This window comes from Streptomyces sp. NPDC048337 (genome assembly GCF_043201175.1).
In the GTDB taxonomy this organism is placed as follows: Bacteria; Actinomycetota; Actinomycetes; order Streptomycetales; family Streptomycetaceae; genus Streptomyces.
The window spans coordinates 321,736-337,896 of sequence record NZ_JBICYR010000002.1; the positions used below are offsets into that span (position 1 = coordinate 321,736).

Here is a 16,161-nt window from a genome sequence, read left to right on the forward strand (position 1 = left end):
GGGTTTGCCTATGCTCCGGGTCATGCAACTGATCCAACAGAACCCTGACATCCATGCCTATCTGGCTTCGGATGAGGTGATCGACCACTGGCATCCGCTCGTACAGGAAACCGCGGACGCACTCTGGTCCGCCACCGGCGACGCATACTCATTCGCAAAGGTCGCCTTCGAGTTCGTCCGCGACACCATCCCGCACTCGGCGGATTCCGGGGACATGCGGGTCTCCTGGCGCGCCTCCGACGTGCTGAGCACGCGCAACGGCATCTGCTACGCCAAGTCCCACGCCCTGGTCGCCCTGCTGCGGGCCCAGGGCATCCCGGCGGGCCTCTGCTACCAGCTCCTCGGCGAGGACGACGGCAGCGACCTCGTGATCCACGGGCTCGTCGCCGTCCGGCTCCCCGGCAGTGAGGACTGGGCCCGGATCGACCCGCGCGGCAACAAGCCGGGGGTGGACGCCCAGTTCAGCCTCGACGTGGAGCAACTGGCCTTCCCGGTGCGCCCGGAGCTCGGCGAGATCGACTACCCCGAGCTGTACGCCGCCCCGCACCCGGCCACCCTGAAGGTCCTCAAGGAGTCCGCCGACCGGCCGGAGCTGTGGCGGAACCTTCCGGCCGCGCTGTAGCGACCGCCGGCGGTGGTACGGGCCCCCGCGGGGTCGTCAGTACGTGCAGCAGGGCCGCCCCGAGCTGCAGGCCGGCGATCCCGGTCAGCAGTGTCCACGCGGGCGCGTCGGCCGCGAACCCCACCAGGGCCGCCCCGGTCGACGCCGCCGTCACCTTGAGCCCCGCGCCGAGCGTGAACACCTGGGTCCGCACCCCGTCCGGTGCGTGCTCCGCGCGGATCCGCAGCGTGGACGTCAGCAGCGGGCCGTCGCACACCCCCGCCACCGCGAACAGCGCCGCCGTCACGGTGACCGACGGCGTGAACGCCGCCACGGCCAGGGCCACCCCCGTCCCGGCCAGTGCCCACCGCACCAGCCTGCCCGGTGCCACGGACGTCATCCGGCCCAGCGTCAGCGAGCCGCCCAGAGCGCCCACCGCGAAGGCCGTCATCAGCACGCCCCCGGCACCCGGACTGCCCAGCCCGGCGGCCAGCAGCACCGCCGTGGTGGTCAGCGAGCCGATGCCGACGAAGGCCAGGGTCGTCGCCGCGGTGACCGCCCGCAGCTCCCGGACCCGCCACAGGGCCGCCAGCCCCGCACCCAGCCCGGCCCGGGGCGCTCCGGCGGTGCGGCCCGCGCGCGCATCCTCGTACGGGAGGGTGGCCGCCAGGGCCGAGGCCAGCGCGGCCGACATCCCCAGGACGGCCATCGCCGGACCGCCCGACCACAGGGCCGTGGCGAGGCTGACCGCCGCCGGTGCGGTGACGCCCGCGGCGTTGTAGGTCGAGGCGTCCCACCCGTACGCCCGGTCCCGCCCGGCCCCCGCCGGGACCAGGGCCGTGACCAGGCTGGACAGCCCGCCCGTGACCATCGGCCCGCAACTGCCGCCGAGCACCGCCACCGCGAGCACCAGCGGCATCGGGGCCCGGCCCAGCAGCACGGCCAGCGTGGTGACGGCGGCCGCGAACCCGCCCAGGACACCGGCGTGGAAGAGCCGCGGCCGACGGGTCCGGGCGGCGGCGGCGCCCGCCAGCGGAGCCGCCAGGACGTGCGGAGCGAGCCAGGCGGTCAGGACGAAGGCCCCGTAGGCCGCGCTCCCGGTGCGTTCCAGGGCGAGCAGGACCACGGCCATCGCCATGCCCTCCGATGCGAAGCGCGCGGCCAGTGCCGCCGCCAGATACCGGCCGAACCCGCCCATCCCGGCCCCCCAAGTGTGTGTTCCGCGCCGCACTCGCGGACGTTACGTCATATGGGTGTACGGGGAAAGGATCCGGTTCCGCTGGAGTCCCGTTGGAAGCCGGGGAGTTGATAGGAAACTTTCTTGTCGGACATCGTTGTCAGCTTGGCATGGGCATGAGTATCTTCGGCGTACCGGAACCCCTCCCTCCCAGCGGAAGGCCCCCCATGCGTTTCGGAATCCCCGCCGCACTCGCCACCCTGGCCCTCGCATTGGCGGCGACCCTGCTTCCCGCCCCTTCCCTCGCGGCGCCCGCCGCCCCCGCGCAGTTCGCCCACCCCGGAGTCCTGAGCAGCCGCGCCCAACTGGACTTCGTACGCACGCAGGTACAGGCCGGCCGGCAGCCGTGGAAGGCGGCGTACGACCAGATGCTGGCGAGCGCGTACGGCTCGCTGTCGCGCACGCCCAAGCCGCGCGAGGTCGTCGAGTGCGGTTCGTACTCCAACCCGGACATCGGCTGTTCCGACGAGCGCGAGGACGCCATCGCGGCCTACAGCCAGGCGCTCGCCTGGTACGTCACCCGGGATGCCAAGTACGCCAGGAAGTCCATCGAGCTGATGGACGCCTGGTCCGCGAAGATCAAGGATCACACCAACAGCAACGCGCCGCTGCAGAGCGGCTGGGCGGGCTCCACCTGGCCGCGCGCCGCCGAGATCATCAAGCACACGTACACCGGCGGCTGGCCGAACCAGGGGCGCTTCGCGACCATGCTCCGCGACGTCTACCTGCCCGAGGTGATCGGTGGGAAGCCGAACAGCAACGGCAACTGGGAACTGATCATGATGGACGCCGCGATCGGCATCTCGGTCCACCTCGACGACCGCGCGAGCTACGACAAGGCGATGAACATCTACCTCGGCCGCGTCCCCGCCTACTTCTACCTGGCCTCCGACGGCCCGCAGCCGTTCTACCCGCCGCGTTCGAGCATCAACACGAAGAGCGAGCTGATCGACTACTGGCACGGCCAGAGCACCTTCGTGAACGGACTCGCCCAGGAGACCTGCCGGGACTTCGGCCACACCGGCATGGGCATCGCGGCGGCCATGCACGTCGCCGAGACCTCACGGATCCAGGGGCGTGACCTGTATCAACAGTTCAAGGACCGCTTCCGGCACGCGCTGGGCTTCCACGCCGGCTACGAACTCGGCGAGCCGGTGCCGTCCTGGCTCTGCGGCGGGAGCCTGACCAGGGGCCTCGGCCCGGCGACCGAGGTGGGCTACAACGCCCTGCACACGCGGCTCGGCGTCACCATGGAGAACACCCGCAGGCTCACCGAGGGCCGACGACCCGCGGGCACCGAGAACCACTTCGAGGCCTGGGAGACCCTGACCCACGCCGAGAACCCCAACTGACGCCTTCCACGGACAGGCGACGGCCCCGCACGGCGGCGCCGTCGTCCGTACGCGGGTGCGGGTCAGCCGGCTTCCTTCACCTGGGCCGCCGTCGGCGCGGTGCCGCCCAGGTGGGCCGGCAGCCACCAGGAGTCGGAGGCGTCCTTGGGCTTGTCCGGGTAGGCGCGCTGCGCCGCTTCCAGCAGTTCCTGCACGCGCTCGCGCAGGCGGCGCGTGATGGCCCCCGCGTACTGGTCCGTCGGCGCCTCCAGCGGTTCGCCCACCCGCATCGTCACCGGGATGTGGCTGCGCTTGAGGTTCTTCGGGCGGCCCTTGGTCCACAGCCGCTGCGTGCCCCACAGCGCCACCGGGATCAGCGGGACGCCTGCCTCCTGGGCCATCCGCGCCGCACCCGACTTGAAGCTCTTGAGCGTGAACGACTGGGAGATCGTGGCCTCCGGGAAGACGCCGATGATCTCGCCCGCCCGCAGCGAGTCCAGGGCGTGCTGGTAGGCCGTCTCGCCCTGCTTGCGGTCCACCGGGATGTGCTTCATCGCGCGCATCAGCGGGCCCGACACCCGGTGCCGGAACACCGATTCCTTCGCCATGAAGCGCACCAGGCGCTTCTGAGGCCGCGCGGTCAGGCCGGCGAAGATGAAGTCGAGGTATCCGATGTGGTTCGACACCAGGACCGCCCCTCCCTTGCGCGGGATGTTCTCGGTGCCCTTCATGTCGATGCGGATGTCCAGCGCACGGAAGAGCCCGTGGGCTGCGCCGATCACGGGCGGGTAGACGAGCTCAGCCATGGTGGGGAGACCCCGCTTTCTGCCTGGGGAGGTGCTCCCGGCCGGAAGTTACGGAAGCGTAGGTACGCGACCATGGGGATCGTGCCCCATACGCGGGCTGCTGGCCAGCCCAGACGCTCGCGCCCGGCGAGATTCTCGTCACGCCGGGAATGCGGACAGCTTCCCGGGCGCTGCCGTCAGCGTATGTGTCCACGGGGATGATGTACCCATAAGGATGGCGACGAGGGGAGTGCGCGTGCTCGGGCAGGACGACGGGCGGGCCGTGCTGGGCGCCGCGGAGCTGGGCGAGGAGCCGGGGGCTCGGGCCAGCCTGGTGCAGTTCTCCAGCGCGTTCTGCCAGCCCTGCCGGGCCACCCGGCGGATCCTCGCCGATGTCGCGGCGATGGTGGAGGGCGTCGCGCACATCGAGATCGACGCCGAGGACCGGCTCGACCTGATGCGCGACCTGAAGATCGAGAAGACCCCGACGGTGCTCGTCCTGGACGCGGCGGGCCGGATCGTCCGGCGGGCCGCCGGGATGCCGCGCAAGGTGGATGTGATCGCCGCCCTCGGGGCCGCCGTATGACGGCGCCGCACGACGGCCGTCCGACATCCGTACGAGGGCGCCGCGGGGGAGCTGCGCCGGTGCGCGCGCCCGCACACAGCGTGACGCGCCTGACATCTGACGGATCCCGCTTGACTGTGTACACGGGGAATCGCGAGGCTGGCGGCATGCCGTATGAACTCCTGCTCTACGGACGGGTCCACGTGGACCTCGTCCGATACGCGAGCGCGCGCTGTTGGGATCACTGAGCGCCCCCGACCCCTGATCCCCGACCGTGCCCGCGCACCGCGCGGCAGAAGGAAGACCCCGATGACCGCTCCCGCGGCCCCGACGGTTCCGTCCCCCCGCTTCGACGCCGGACTGCCCGGCTCGCCCGACCTCCTGCGCTCCGTGTTCCGGCAGCATGCCGCCGGAGTCGCCGTGATCACCGCCGAGACCGGCGGCCGGCCGGCGGGCTTCACCGCGACCTCGCTCAACTCCGTGTCCGCGGACCCGCCGCTGCTCTCCTTCACCATCGGCACCGGTGCCTCCAGCTGGCCCGCGGTGCGTGACAGCGCGTACCTCGGCGTCCACATACTCGGCGAGCACCAGCGGGAGCTGGCGGGCCTGTTCGCCCGCAGTGGAGCCGACCGCTTCGGGCCGGCCACCGACTGGAGCGCCGGGCCGCACGGGGTCCCGGTCCTGGACGGCGTACTGGCGTGGCTGGTGTGCCGGGTGGTGGCCCGGGTGCCCGCAGGCGAGCATCGTGTGATCATCGCGGAGGCGGTCACCGGGGATCCGGCGGGGAGTCCGGCCGGGGGAGGTCGTCCCCTGCTCTACTACCAGGGTCGCTTCAACGCGCTGCGCGACTGAATCGTCCCTGTTGGGGCGGGTCGGGCGGCGTTGGGCAGATCACAGTTCGCCGGGCTTGCACCTTCGCGGGACCCACGGTGTACTGACGAGTAACATTCCCTTCGGAGCGCGGGCCGCCCCGACCGGGATCCGCCCGACAAGGCGCCTATGCTGCCTGCACAAGGCGGTATCAGAAAAGACGATGCGGTAGGAGAGCCGGCGTGAGCCTGAGGATCGTTGTCTGTGTGAAGTACGTGCCCGACGCCACCGGCGACCGGCAGTTCACCGAGGACTTGACCGTCAACCGTGACGACGTCGACGGCCTGCTGTCGGAGCTCGACGAGTACGCCGTCGAGCAGGCGCTCAAGATCTCCGAGGAGTCGGACGACGACGTGGAGATCACCGTCCTGACGGTGGGCCCCGAGGACGCCAAGGACGCGCTGCGCAAGGCGCTGTCGATGGGTGCCGACAAGGCCATCCACGTCGAGGACGACGACCTGCACGGCACCGACGTCATGGGCACCTCGCTGGTGCTCGCCAAGGCGATCGAGAAGGCCGGCTACGACCTGGTCGTCACGGGCATGGCCTCGACCGACGGCACCATGGGCGTGCTCCCGGCGATCCTGGCCGAGCGCCTGGGCGTCCCGCAGGTCACCCTGCTCTCCGAGGTCAAGGTCGAGGACGGCACCGTGACCGGCCGCCGCGACGGCGACACCGCGAGCGAGACCCTGGAGGCCTCCCTCCCCGCGCTCGTCTCCGTGACGGACCAGTCGGGCGAGGCCCGCTACCCCTCCTTCAAGGGCATCATGGCCGCCAAGAAGAAGCCGGTGGAATCCTGGGACCTGGAGGAGCTGGAGATCGAGGCCGACGAGGTCGGTCTGGAAGGCTCCTGGACCAAGGTCGACTCCGCGGCGCAGCGCCCGGCGCGCACCGCCGGCACGATCGTCAAGGACGAGGGCGAGGGCGGCAAGCAGCTGGCCGAGTTCCTGGCCGGCCAGAAGTTCATCTAAGAGCTTCGGCCAACTCTCAATAGCCCCCAGACACTTCGCAATAGCAGGAGAGCAGTCCCATGGCTGAAGTTCTCGTCTACGTCGACCACGTGGACGGCGCCGTCCGCAAGCCCACCCTCGAGCTGCTGACGCTGGCCCGCCGCATCGGCGAGCCCGTCGCCGTCGCCCTGGGCGCCGGTGCGGCCGACACCGCCGCCGTGCTCGCCGAGCACGGCGCCGTCAAGGTCCTCACCGCCGACGCCCCCGAGTTCACCGAGTACCTCGTCGTACCGAAGGTGGACGCGCTCCAGGCCGCCTACGAGGCCGTCTCCCCGGCCGCCGTGCTCGTCCCCTCCTCCGCCGAGGGCAAGGAGATCGCCGCCCGCCTGGCCGTGCGCATCGGCTCCGGCATCATCACCGACGCCATCGACCTGGAGGCGGGTGACGAGGGCCCGGTCGCGACGCAGTCCGCCTTCGCCGCGTCGTTCACCACCAAGTCCCGTGTTTCCAAGGGCACCCCGGTCATCACCGTGAAGCCGAACTCGGCCCCGGTCGAGGCCGCCCCGGCCGCCGGCGCCGTCGAGGCGCTCGCCGTCACCTTCGGCGCCCTGGCCACCGGCACCAAGATCACCGGCCGCACCCCGCGCGAGTCGACCGGCCGTCCCGAGCTGACCGAGGCCGCGATCGTGGTCTCCGGCGGCCGTGGCGTCAACGGTGCCGAGAACTTCCACATCATCGAGGAGCTCGCGGACTCCCTCGGTGCGGCCGTCGGTGCCTCGCGCGCCGCCGTCGACGCCGGCTGGTACCCGCACTCCAACCAGGTCGGCCAGACCGGCAAGTCGGTCTCCCCGCAGCTGTACATCGCCTCCGGCATCTCGGGCGCGATCCAGCACCGGGCCGGCATGCAGACCTCGAAGACCATCGTGGCCATCAACAAGGACGCCGAGGCCCCGATCTTCGACCTGGTCGACTACGGCGTGGTCGGCGACCTCTTCGCGGTCGTCCCGCAGCTGACCGAGGAGATCAAGGCGCGCAAGGGCTGACCTGCGCTTCTCTTCGTAGCCTGACGTTCTCGGGGCCGTGTGGTGTTTCTCACCGCACGGCCCCGAGTCGTTTGTCCAGGACGGCGGAGGGACCATTGACTGAGTGGAACCCCGTGACTAAATTCTGCAATGCGGATCTAAGCTTCCGTGAAGCGGAAAAGAGGAGAGTGCACGATGGGTCAGCAGGAGAAGGTGGCGACGAGCCTCGCAGGCGCGGTCAGCGAGGGCATCAGCGCTTCCCTCGCGCCGGTGGACGCGGAACTCGCGCGCCACTACCCGGGCGACCCCGGCACCCGTCAGCCCATCCACACCGTCTACGTGCCGGGTGACGTCTTCACCGCGGACACCGTCCGCTCCTGGGGCGACCAGGCCCTCGCCGCCCTCGACGAGCACGCCCCGGACGCCGCCACCTTCGCCAAGGTACTCGGCATCTCCGACGAGCTGGCCGTACCGGTCTACGACCGCGTCCGCGCCAAGCTCGCCTCCGAGCCCATCGAGGACCTGCGCGTGGACTTCGAGGACGGCTTCGGCGTCCGCTCCGACGAGGAGGAGGACCAGGCGGCGGCCCGCGCGGCCCGCCTGATCTCCGAGGCGTACTCCAACGGCACCAACGCCCCCTACATGGGCATCCGCATGAAGTGCATGGAGTCCAACGTCCGCGACCGCGGCATCCGCACCACCGACATCTTCCTCTCCGGCCTGCTCGCCCACGGCGGCCTCCCGGACAACCTGGTCCTGACCCTGCCCAAGGTGACGTACGCCGAGCAGGTCTCCGCCTTCGTCAAGCTGCTGGAGGCCTTCGAGACCGCCCGCGGCCTGCGTCCGGGCCGGATCGGCTTCGAGATCCAGATCGAGACCAGCCAGTCCATCCTCGCCTCCGACGGCACCGCCACCGTGGCCCGCATGATCGAGGCCTCCAAGGGCCGCGCCACCGGCCTGCACTACGGCACCTTCGACTACAGCGCCTGCGTCGGCGTCTCCGCCGCCTACCAGGCCAGCGACCACCCCGCCGCCGACCACGCCAAGGCGATCATGCAGGTCGCGGCCGCCGGCACCGGCGTGCGCGTCTCCGACGGCTCCACCAACGTGCTGCCGATCGGCACCACCGAGAAGGTCCACGAGGCCTGGAAGCTGCACTACGGCCTCACCCGCCGCGCCCTGGCCCGCGCGTACTACCAGGGCTGGGACATGCACCCGGCGCACCTGCCGACCCGCTACGCGGCCGTCTTCACCTTCTACCGCGAGGGCCTCGAGGCCGCCGCCGCGCGCCTGAAGGCGTACGTCGCCAAGATCGAGGGCGACGTGATGGACGAGCCCGCCACCGCCAAGGCCCTCGCCGGTTACCTGGTCCGCGGCCTGGACTGCGGCGCGGTCGGCGCCGACGAGGTCACCGCCCTCACCGGCCTGACACGCGCCGAGCTGGACGCCTTCGCGATCCCGCGCCGCTCGGCGACGCTGACGGCGACGGCGTAACGGCCCGCTCCGCTCACCGGTGCTCCCGCGGCCCGGCCCCGTTCACCGGGGCCGGGCCGCGGTCCGTGCTCCGGGGGGACAGGGGCGACAGCCAGAGCCGTACGGTGCCGTCCGCTCCGGTGGCGGCCAGCAGACCGCCGTCGGGGGAGAAGGCGACACCGCGGACGGCGGAGCCGCTGTCCACGAGGGTGGCCACGGGCTCCCGGGTGACGTGGTTCCAGAGCCGCAGCCCGTCATGGGCGGCGATCGCGAGCAGCGTGCCGTCGGGGGAGAACGCCAGATCGTGGATCTCGCCGGGCAGGCCGGTCGGCGGTCCGGGGACGTACCGGCCGTCGGTGCCCGACAACAGGACCGTGCCCGTCGCGTCGGCCGAGGCCAGCAGTTGGCTGTCCGCCGAGCAGGCCAGCACCCGTACCGGGGCCTCGTGGCGGGTCATCGCCAGGCCGTGCTGCAGCCCGGTGGCGGGGTCCCACCGCACGACGCCGTGACCGACGGCCAGGGCCAGCAGCCTGCCGTCGGGCACACAGACGACCGCCGTCACCTCCTCCCGCCCGGCGAAGCCCTCGCCCGTCGGACGGTCGCCGGCCGCGTTCCACAGCCGCATCCGGCCGTCCGCGTCGGCCACCGCCATGAACCGGCCGTCCGGATCGAAGGCCAGCTGCTTGATCAGGGAGACGCGGCCGCGCCGCGATGCGCTCCGGTCCGACATCCGGGTCCACAACGCGGCCGGGCCGCCGTCACGGGAGAACGTCAGTCCCCAACGGATGCCCGGTGTGGGGGTCATGGTCTCCTCGGGCAGGTTCCGGCCGGCGACCGGATCCCAGACCGTGACGCGTTCGTCCGGGTCGAGGGCGAACAGCCGGCCCCCGTCGGGGGAGAAGGCCACCCTCCCCAGGGCCTCCCCGCCGCCACTCAGCGGCGGCAGGGGGACCGGGGCTCCCCCGTAGAGGACCCCGCCCAAAGCCTTGGCGGCGAGGGGCGTGAGGGCGGCGGACCGTGGGGGCGGGTCCATGCTGTGGACCACCACGGTGTTGCCCTCGCCGGACGCGGCCAGTGAGCGGCCGTCCGCGGAGAAGACGACGTTCTGGAGGCGGCGGGCATCGCCCGTCAGGGGCCGGCCGACCGGGGTGCCGGCGGCGGTGTCCCACAGCTGGACCGTGCCGTTGTTGTCGGCGGTGGCGAGCAGCCGCCCGTCCGGGGTGAAGGCCACGTCCCAGACCAGCCCGGCGGGCCAGGCCAGAGCGGGTCCCACCGGCCGGCCGGTGACGGTGTCCCAGAGCCGGGCCTGTACGGATTCGCCGCCGGTGGCCAGTCGCCGGCCGTCGGAGCTGAAGGCCACGGCGACGACCTCACCGCCGTGGCTGAGGGCGGGCTCCCCGACGGTCGCGCCCGCCACCGGGTCCCACAGCTCGACCAGGCTGGTGCCGCGCAAGGCGGCCAGCAGCCGGCCGTCCCGGAGGAAGCCCAGCGCGAGGACCTTGCCGCGATGCCCCGTCAGGGGCGGACCGGCACGTTCGCCGGTGGACACGTCCCAGCGGCGGATCGTGTCGTCCTCGGCGGCGCTGACCAGGGTGCGGCCGTCGGGTGAGAACGCCAGATTGTGGACGGGCAGTGCGTGACCGCGCATCGGAGGCCCCAGCGGTTCCATGGTCGCGGCGTCCCACAGGCGTACGGAGTGGTCGAGGTTGCCGGTGGCCAGGGTGCGGCCGTCGGGCGAGAACGCCAGGTGGTGTGCGCCGGCCTTGCCCGTGTGCGTCGCACTGACGAGCCGGCCGTCCACCGGATCCCACAGCCGGACGGTCTTGTCCTGTCCCGTCGTGGCGAGGCGGCGGCCGTCGGGCGAGAACGCCAGTCCCCAGAGGTTGCCGCTGTCCGCGGTCAGCAGGTGGGTCAGAGTGAAGCCGCTCGGGTGGGGGGACCGTACCGGAGCGGGAGCCGGGGGCGGATCGGACGGCCCGGCCCCTGCCGGTGCGGAGTCCCTCGGTGCGGCCTCCTTTGGTGTGGCCTCCGTTGCCGCGGCCGCGGCAACGGCAACGGGCCGGGCCGCCCGGCCGGACCCGCGGGGCGGCCGGAGCGCCTCCAGGGCGCGCCAGCGGTCGCGCCAGTGGTCCAGGGCGGGGTCGTTGTGCGCGGGGAGGGGCCGCTCCCGGCCGTACGAGTCGTAGGAGAGCAGGACGCGTACGAGACCCATCAGCAGGTCGAAACCCAGCAGCCGTTTGCCGCTGAAGGCGTCGCTCTGGGTGGAGGCGGGCAGTCGGATGTCGGCCAGCGAGTCGCGGGCCCGGTCCTGCACCTTTCGGTACGTGGGCGCCCCGCGGCCGACGCGCAACGCTCTCAAATCCGCGGCGAGGCGGGGGAGTTCTTCGTCGAACGTGCCCTGCGTGTCCACCCCGGGCCCTCCCCGTGCCGTACGGAACACCAGGCTATGGGCCGTTCGCCGAACCGTCCCGGACTTTCCCGAACAGAACGGAACAGGAAGGCGGTTCGGGGGAGTTCGGTGCCGGTTCGCTTCGCTACGGGTTCGTTCCATCGGCGTGGGGTGCGGGGGCGGGCACCGCTGAAATGGGGGCATGACCACTCCTTCGCGGCCTACGAGGCCCTCGCAGTCGTCCCCTCCGCCCCAGCCGCCCTCGCCGCCGGGCGACGAGCCGTTCTTGTCACTGCACTCCGCCGTCGTGCTCCTCGGCGCCGTGCTGATCGGCATCGTCGTCGGCGGCCTCGGCCACCTCGGCGGCGTACACCCGGCCCTGGCGGTGCTGGTCGGCCTGACCGCCGCGGGCGGGTCGGTGCCGGGCCTGCGCGCCCTTATCCGCTGACCGGCGGGATTTCGCCCGAGCCGCGGGCGATGAGCCGGGTCGGGAGTTCGATGCGGGACGGCGGGAGGTCGGCTCCCGCGAGGCGCTGGAAGAGGCGGTCCGTGGCCACCCGGCCCAGGGCCGCAGCGTCCTGGGCCACCACCGTGACGCCGGGCCGCAGCAGGTCGGCCAGCTCGAAGTCGTCGAAGCCGACCAGGGCCACCGGGCGGTCCCGCTCCCGGTCCGCGAGGACCCGTACCAGCGTGACCGTCACCCGGTTGTTGCCGGCGAAGACCGCGGAGACCGGCTCCGGGCCCCCGAGCATCGCGCGCGCCGCCGCCGCGACCCGGTCGGGGGCGGTGGAGCCGAGGGAGACCCAGGATTCGGCCACCGGGAGGCCCGCGTCCGCCATCGCCGCGCGGTAGCCGCGCAGACGTTCCGTGGCCGTGTGGATGCGCGGGTGGTCGCCGATGAAGCCGATCCGGCGGTGGCCGCCCGCGATCAGGTGGGCCACGCCGTCCCGGGCGCCGCCGAAGCTGTCCGAGAGGACGACGTCCGCGTCGATCCGGCCGGCCGGGCGGTCCACGAACACCGTGGCCACGCCCGCCCGGATCTCCGGCTCCAGGTAGCGGTGGTCGTCACCGGCCGGGATCACGATCAGCCCGTCCACCCGGCGCGCGCACAGGGCGAGCGCCAACTCCCGTTCCCGTTCCGGGTCTTCGGCGCTGGAGCCGTTGATGAGCAGGGCGCCGTGCGCGCGGGCCACCTCCTCTACCGCCCGGTTCAGCGGACCGTAGAAGGGGTCGGCGAGGTCCTCCAGGACCAGACCCACGGTGGCGGTACGGCCCTTGCGCAGCACGCGTGCGCTGTCGTTGCGGCGGAAACCGAGGGCGTCGATGGCCTCTTGGACGCGCCGTTCGGTGTCGGGGGTGACGCCCGGCTCGCCGTTGACCACCCGCGACACCGTCTTCAGGCCCACGCCCGCCTGGGCCGCCACGTCCTTCATGGTCGGCCGGTTGCCGTAACGGGGGTCGGACGGGCGGCGGCTGTGGGGCACGGTGGGAAACCTCCGGAGGTATCGGGCAGCGCTCTGACCTTGAGGATAAGCACTGGGCCGAGAGTGAGGTTTCCGTGGCAGGGTGGTGCGGGCAAGCCACTGGGGGCTCCGGACGAGCCATGGGGAGAGGGGTAGACGTGATTGTCTGGATCAACGGCACATTCAGCGCCGGAAAGACCAGCACGGCCCGCGAACTGACCGGAATCCTGCCGGACAGCACCCTGTTCGACCCGGAGTTCATAGGGGACGCACTGCGCGTGCTGCTGCCGGGCAAACGTCTGGCGGAGGTCTCCGACTACCAGGACCTGCCGAGCTGGCGGCGGCTGGTGGTGGACACGGCGGCGGCGATGCTCGCGGAACTGGGCGGGGTGCTGGTCGTGCCGATGACGCTGCTCCGGCAGGAGTACCGGGACGAGATCTTCGGCGGGCTGGCGGCCCGTCGGATCCCGGTGCGCCATGTGCTGCTGGCTCCGGCGGAAACGATCCTGCGTGAGCGGATCGCGACCCGCGAGGACCCGGAGGTGCCGGCGGAGGAGGTGGACGTCCGGGTCCGCCAGTGGGCGTACGACCACATCCCGGTCTACCGGCAGGCGCTCGGCTGGCTCACCGCCGACGCGCACGTCGTCGACAACGGCGCCCTGACCCCGCGCCAGACGGCGGAGCGGATCGCCGAAGCCGTGCGCACGGACGCGGCCCGGGTCAGCGCGATCGTGCAGAGCCCGGAGCCCACGCGGGAGACGGTGGCCTCCGGGGTGCTGCTCTTCGACGAGCAGGACCGGGTGCTGCTGGTGGATCCGACGTACAAGGCGGGCTGGGAGTTCCCGGGCGGGGTGGTCGAAGCCGGCGAGGCACCGGCGTGCGCGGGCGTACGGGAGGTCGCCGAGGAACTGGGCCTCGCACTGGACCGCACGCCGGGGCTGCTCGTGGTCGACTGGGAGCCCCCGCAGCCCCCCGGCTTCGGGGGGCTGCGCCTGCTCTTCGACGGCGGCCGCCTCCCGGAGGGCGCCGAGCGCCGTCTCCGGCTGCCCGGCCCGGAACTGCGGGCCTGGCGCTTCGTCACGGAGACCGAGGCCGCCGGGCTGCTCCCGAAGCACCGCTACGAGCGCCTGCGCTGGGCCCTGCGCGCCCGCGAACGCGGCCGCCCCCTCTACCTGGAGGCGGGCATCCCGACCGGCTGACGTCAGGCGGTCGACGCGGCGGTCTCGGCCAGTCGCGCGGCCGTGTCGACCGTCAGGGGGTCGCCGTGGCCGAAGCAGGCCGTCCGGGGGGCGAGCGCGGCCAGCCGGCGGAAGGACTCGACGGCCCGGGCGCGGTCCACGTTGAAGACGCCCAGCATCAGCGGACCGACGGCGGCGATGCAGTCCCCCGTGAACAGCACGCCGTGGTGCGGGAGATGGATGCCGATGCTGCCATCGGTGTGGCCGGGGGCGTGGACCACGTACGCCCCGTCCCCGAAGCCGAGCGCGTCGCCGTCCTCCAGCTCCCGGTCGACGGGGGTGGGCGGGGCCTCGGGGACGACGGTCAGGGCGTGCTCGTACAGCGGCACCTCCCAGTCCAGCAGCACCGGTTCGGGCACCGGCTGCTCGCCCCGGATCACGGGCGCGTCGAGTCGGTGCGCCAGGATGCGGGCGCCGTGGCGGGCGGCGAGCTCGCCGGCGCCCCCGAAGTGGTCGCCGTGGCAGTGCGTCAGGACGATCCGCTCCAGCCGTTCGGGCAGCAGCCCGAGGGAACGTATCGCCTTCTCGATCTCGTCCGCGTGGCCGGCATGGCCCGCGTCGATGAGGGTGAGGGCTTCGCCGTCCTGCCAGAGATAGGCCTGGCCGATGGGGAAGCGGAGCATGTGGAGACGGTTCGGGATGACTTCGACAAGATCCATACGCCGACGCTACGGACCCCGGCCCGCCTCCTGCACGCGACTTCACCGGTAGCGGAGTCCGCCGAGAGCGGACCCCGCCCCATCCGGAGGCCCGGGCCCCACCGGAGGTCAGCCGCGCTTGGACTCCGCGTAGTTGACGAGGAACAGCGCCTCCGCCACCGACAGCCGCTCCAGTTCCTCCGGCGACACGCTCTCGTTGACGGCGTGGATCTGCGCCTCCGGCTCGCTCAGCCCGATCAGCAGCATCTCCGCCTGCGGGTACAGCTCCGTCAGCGTGTTGCAGAGCGGGATCGAGCCGCCCATGCCGGCGATCTGCATCTCCTGCCCCGGGTACGCCGCCTGGAGCGCCGCCGCCATCGAGGCGTACGCCGGGCTGCTCGTGTCCGCCTGGAAGGGCTGGCCCTGGCCGACGATCTCCAGCTCCAGACGCGCCTTCCACGGCGTGTGCGCCACCATGTGCGCCTCCAGCAGCTTGATGGCCGCCGAGATGTCCACGCCCGGCGGCACCCGCAGGCTGATCAGCGCGCCGGCGCTCGCGTGCACCGAGGGGGTCGCGCCGACCACCGGGGGGCAGTCGATGCCGAGCACCGTCACGGCCGGGCGGGCCCACAGCCGGTCCGCGATCGTGCCGCCGCCGATCAGCTCGACCCCGTCCAGCACCTTCGCGTCCGCACGGAAGTCCGCCTCCGGGTACTGCAGGCCCTCCCACACCGCGTCCGAGGCCAGCCCGTCGACGGTCGTCGAACCGTCCGCCGCGCGCAGCGAGTCCAGTACGCGGATCAGCGCGGCCAGCGCGTCGGGGGCCGCGCCGCCGAACATGCCGGAGTGCAGGTTGCCGCCCAGGGTGTCGATCTTCACCTTCAGCAGGGTCATCCCGCGCAGGGTGGCCGTCACCGTCGGCAGGCCGAGGCGGAAGTTGCCCGCGTCGCCGATGACGATGGTGTCCGCGGCCAGCAGCTCCGGGTGCGCGGTGGCGTACTGCTGGAGGCCGCCCGTGCCCTGCTCCTCGGAGCCCTCGACGATCACCTTCACGTTCACCGGCACGCCGCCGTTGGCCTTCAGCGCGCGCAGCGCCAGCAGGTGCATGATGAACCCGCCCTTGCAGTCGGCGGCGCCGCGCCCGTACCAGCGGCCGTCGCGCTCGGTCAGCTCGAAGGCGGGGGAGATCCAGGCGGCGTCGTCCAGCGGCGGCTGCACGTCGTAGTGCGCGTAGAGCAGAACGGTCGGCGCGCCCTCGGGGCCGGGGAGGAAGCCGTACACCGACTGGGTGCCGTCGGGGGTGTCGAGCAGCGCCACGTCCTGGAATCCCTCGACGCGCAGGGCGTCCGCCACCCAGTTGGCGGCGGCCTCGCTCTCGCTCTTGGGGAACTGCGCCCAGTCCGCCACCGACTGGAAGGCCACCAACTCGGTGAGCTCCTGCTTGGCGCGGGGCATCAGCGAGGCGACGGTCTCGGCGATCGGATTCTGGGACATGGGCACGCTCCTCTTGGGTGCGACGTTGTTCGCAGTAGTACGCCGCCCGGATCCGCGTGGGTGGCGTATGCCGGGTACGGCGAAGGCAGTCCCGATCCTCGCACA

Annotated in this window: 16 protein-coding genes; 10 read left to right on the forward strand and 6 right to left on the reverse strand. The window is 72.4% G+C overall.

What is annotated here, in order from left to right; translation table 11 throughout:
• The first annotated feature begins 22 nt into the window (after positions 1–22).
• The gene (locus tag ACGFYU_RS04530; RefSeq protein WP_393825744.1) at positions 23–622 is read left to right on the forward strand and encodes a transglutaminase family protein; all 600 of its coding nucleotides are present in this window, start codon (positions 23–25) and stop codon (positions 620–622) included.
• Here ACGFYU_RS04530 and ACGFYU_RS04535 read toward each other — a convergent pair.
• Complete coding sequence (locus ACGFYU_RS04535) at positions 567–1,799, reverse strand: MFS transporter (RefSeq protein WP_393825745.1); 1,233 nt, start codon at positions 1,797–1,799, stop codon at positions 567–569. The two genes, ACGFYU_RS04530 and ACGFYU_RS04535, sit on opposite strands and share 56 nt — an antisense overlap.
• A 206-nt stretch (positions 1,800–2,005) precedes the next feature.
• On the opposite strand from ACGFYU_RS04535, the gene ACGFYU_RS04540 reads away from it, so the two are divergent.
• Positions 2,006–3,190 carry an alginate lyase family protein gene (locus ACGFYU_RS04540; protein WP_393825746.1) on the forward strand — a complete coding sequence of 395 codons (1,185 nt, stop codon included), beginning with the start codon at positions 2,006–2,008 and terminating at the stop codon, positions 3,188–3,190.
• A 62-nt stretch (positions 3,191–3,252) separates the two neighbouring features.
• Here ACGFYU_RS04540 and ACGFYU_RS04545 read toward each other — a convergent pair whose 3' ends face one another.
• A complete protein-coding gene (locus ACGFYU_RS04545) occupies positions 3,253–3,975 on the reverse strand; it encodes a lysophospholipid acyltransferase family protein (RefSeq protein WP_393825747.1) in 723 nt (240 codons plus the stop codon).
• 214 nt (positions 3,976–4,189) lie between these two features.
• On the opposite strand from ACGFYU_RS04545, the gene ACGFYU_RS04550 reads away from it, so the two are divergent.
• The 6 genes from ACGFYU_RS04550 to ACGFYU_RS04575 all read left to right on the forward strand — a co-directional run bounded on the left by ACGFYU_RS04550 (position 4,190) and on the right by ACGFYU_RS04575 (position 8,855).
• Positions 4,190–4,540: a TlpA family protein disulfide reductase gene (locus ACGFYU_RS04550; RefSeq protein WP_393825748.1), complete on the forward strand. Its 351-nt coding sequence runs from the start codon at positions 4,190–4,192 to the stop codon at positions 4,538–4,540.
• A gap of 146 nt (positions 4,541–4,686) precedes the next feature.
• On the forward strand, positions 4,687–4,767 hold the full coding sequence (locus tag ACGFYU_RS04555; RefSeq protein WP_393825982.1) for a putative leader peptide: 81 nt from the start codon (positions 4,687–4,689) through the stop codon (positions 4,765–4,767).
• 61 nt (positions 4,768–4,828) lie between these two features.
• Positions 4,829–5,371 (forward strand): flavin reductase family protein, encoded by a 543-nt coding sequence (locus tag ACGFYU_RS04560; RefSeq protein ID WP_393825749.1) that lies wholly within the window; start codon positions 4,829–4,831, stop codon positions 5,369–5,371.
• 200 nt (positions 5,372–5,571) lie between these two features.
• The gene (locus ACGFYU_RS04565; protein ID WP_382643300.1) at positions 5,572–6,360 is read left to right on the forward strand and encodes an electron transfer flavoprotein subunit beta/FixA family protein; all 789 of its coding nucleotides are present in this window, start codon (positions 5,572–5,574) and stop codon (positions 6,358–6,360) included.
• A 59-nt stretch (positions 6,361–6,419) separates the two neighbouring features.
• Positions 6,420–7,382 carry an electron transfer flavoprotein subunit alpha/FixB family protein gene (locus tag ACGFYU_RS04570; protein ID WP_393825750.1) on the forward strand — a complete coding sequence of 321 codons (963 nt, stop codon included), beginning with the start codon at positions 6,420–6,422 and terminating at the stop codon, positions 7,380–7,382.
• A gap of 174 nt (positions 7,383–7,556) precedes the next feature.
• Positions 7,557–8,855: a DUF6986 family protein gene (locus ACGFYU_RS04575; protein ID WP_393825751.1), complete on the forward strand. Its 1,299-nt coding sequence runs from the start codon at positions 7,557–7,559 to the stop codon at positions 8,853–8,855.
• 13 nt (positions 8,856–8,868) lie between these two features.
• Here ACGFYU_RS04575 and ACGFYU_RS04580 read toward each other — a convergent pair whose 3' ends face one another.
• Positions 8,869–11,244 carry a WD40 repeat domain-containing protein gene (locus ACGFYU_RS04580; protein WP_393825752.1) on the reverse strand — a complete coding sequence of 792 codons (2,376 nt, stop codon included), beginning with the start codon at positions 11,242–11,244 and terminating at the stop codon, positions 8,869–8,871.
• Between the two features lie 265 nt (positions 11,245–11,509).
• Here ACGFYU_RS04580 and ACGFYU_RS04585 point away from each other — a divergent pair, with 265 nt between their 5' ends.
• The gene (locus ACGFYU_RS04585) at positions 11,510–11,671 is read left to right on the forward strand and encodes a hypothetical protein (protein WP_393825753.1); all 162 of its coding nucleotides are present in this window, start codon (positions 11,510–11,512) and stop codon (positions 11,669–11,671) included.
• Here ACGFYU_RS04585 and ACGFYU_RS04590 read toward each other — a convergent pair.
• The gene (locus ACGFYU_RS04590) at positions 11,661–12,656 is read right to left on the reverse strand and encodes a LacI family DNA-binding transcriptional regulator (RefSeq protein ID WP_393825983.1); all 996 of its coding nucleotides are present in this window, start codon (positions 12,654–12,656) and stop codon (positions 11,661–11,663) included. The two genes, ACGFYU_RS04585 and ACGFYU_RS04590, sit on opposite strands and share 11 nt — an antisense overlap.
• Before the next feature lie 188 nt (positions 12,657–12,844).
• Between ACGFYU_RS04590 and ACGFYU_RS04595 the strand changes: the two genes are divergently transcribed.
• Positions 12,845–13,885 carry an NUDIX domain-containing protein gene (locus tag ACGFYU_RS04595; RefSeq protein ID WP_393825754.1) on the forward strand — a complete coding sequence of 347 codons (1,041 nt, stop codon included), beginning with the start codon at positions 12,845–12,847 and terminating at the stop codon, positions 13,883–13,885.
• Between the two features lie 2 nt (positions 13,886–13,887).
• On the opposite strand, the gene ACGFYU_RS04600 is transcribed toward ACGFYU_RS04595, so the two are convergent.
• Positions 13,888–14,583: an MBL fold metallo-hydrolase gene (locus tag ACGFYU_RS04600; RefSeq protein WP_393825755.1), complete on the reverse strand. Its 696-nt coding sequence runs from the start codon at positions 14,581–14,583 to the stop codon at positions 13,888–13,890.
• Between the two features lie 108 nt (positions 14,584–14,691).
• Positions 14,692–16,056: a dipeptidase gene (locus tag ACGFYU_RS04605; RefSeq protein ID WP_393825756.1), complete on the reverse strand. Its 1,365-nt coding sequence runs from the start codon at positions 16,054–16,056 to the stop codon at positions 14,692–14,694.
• Positions 16,057–16,161 lie beyond the last annotated feature (105 nt).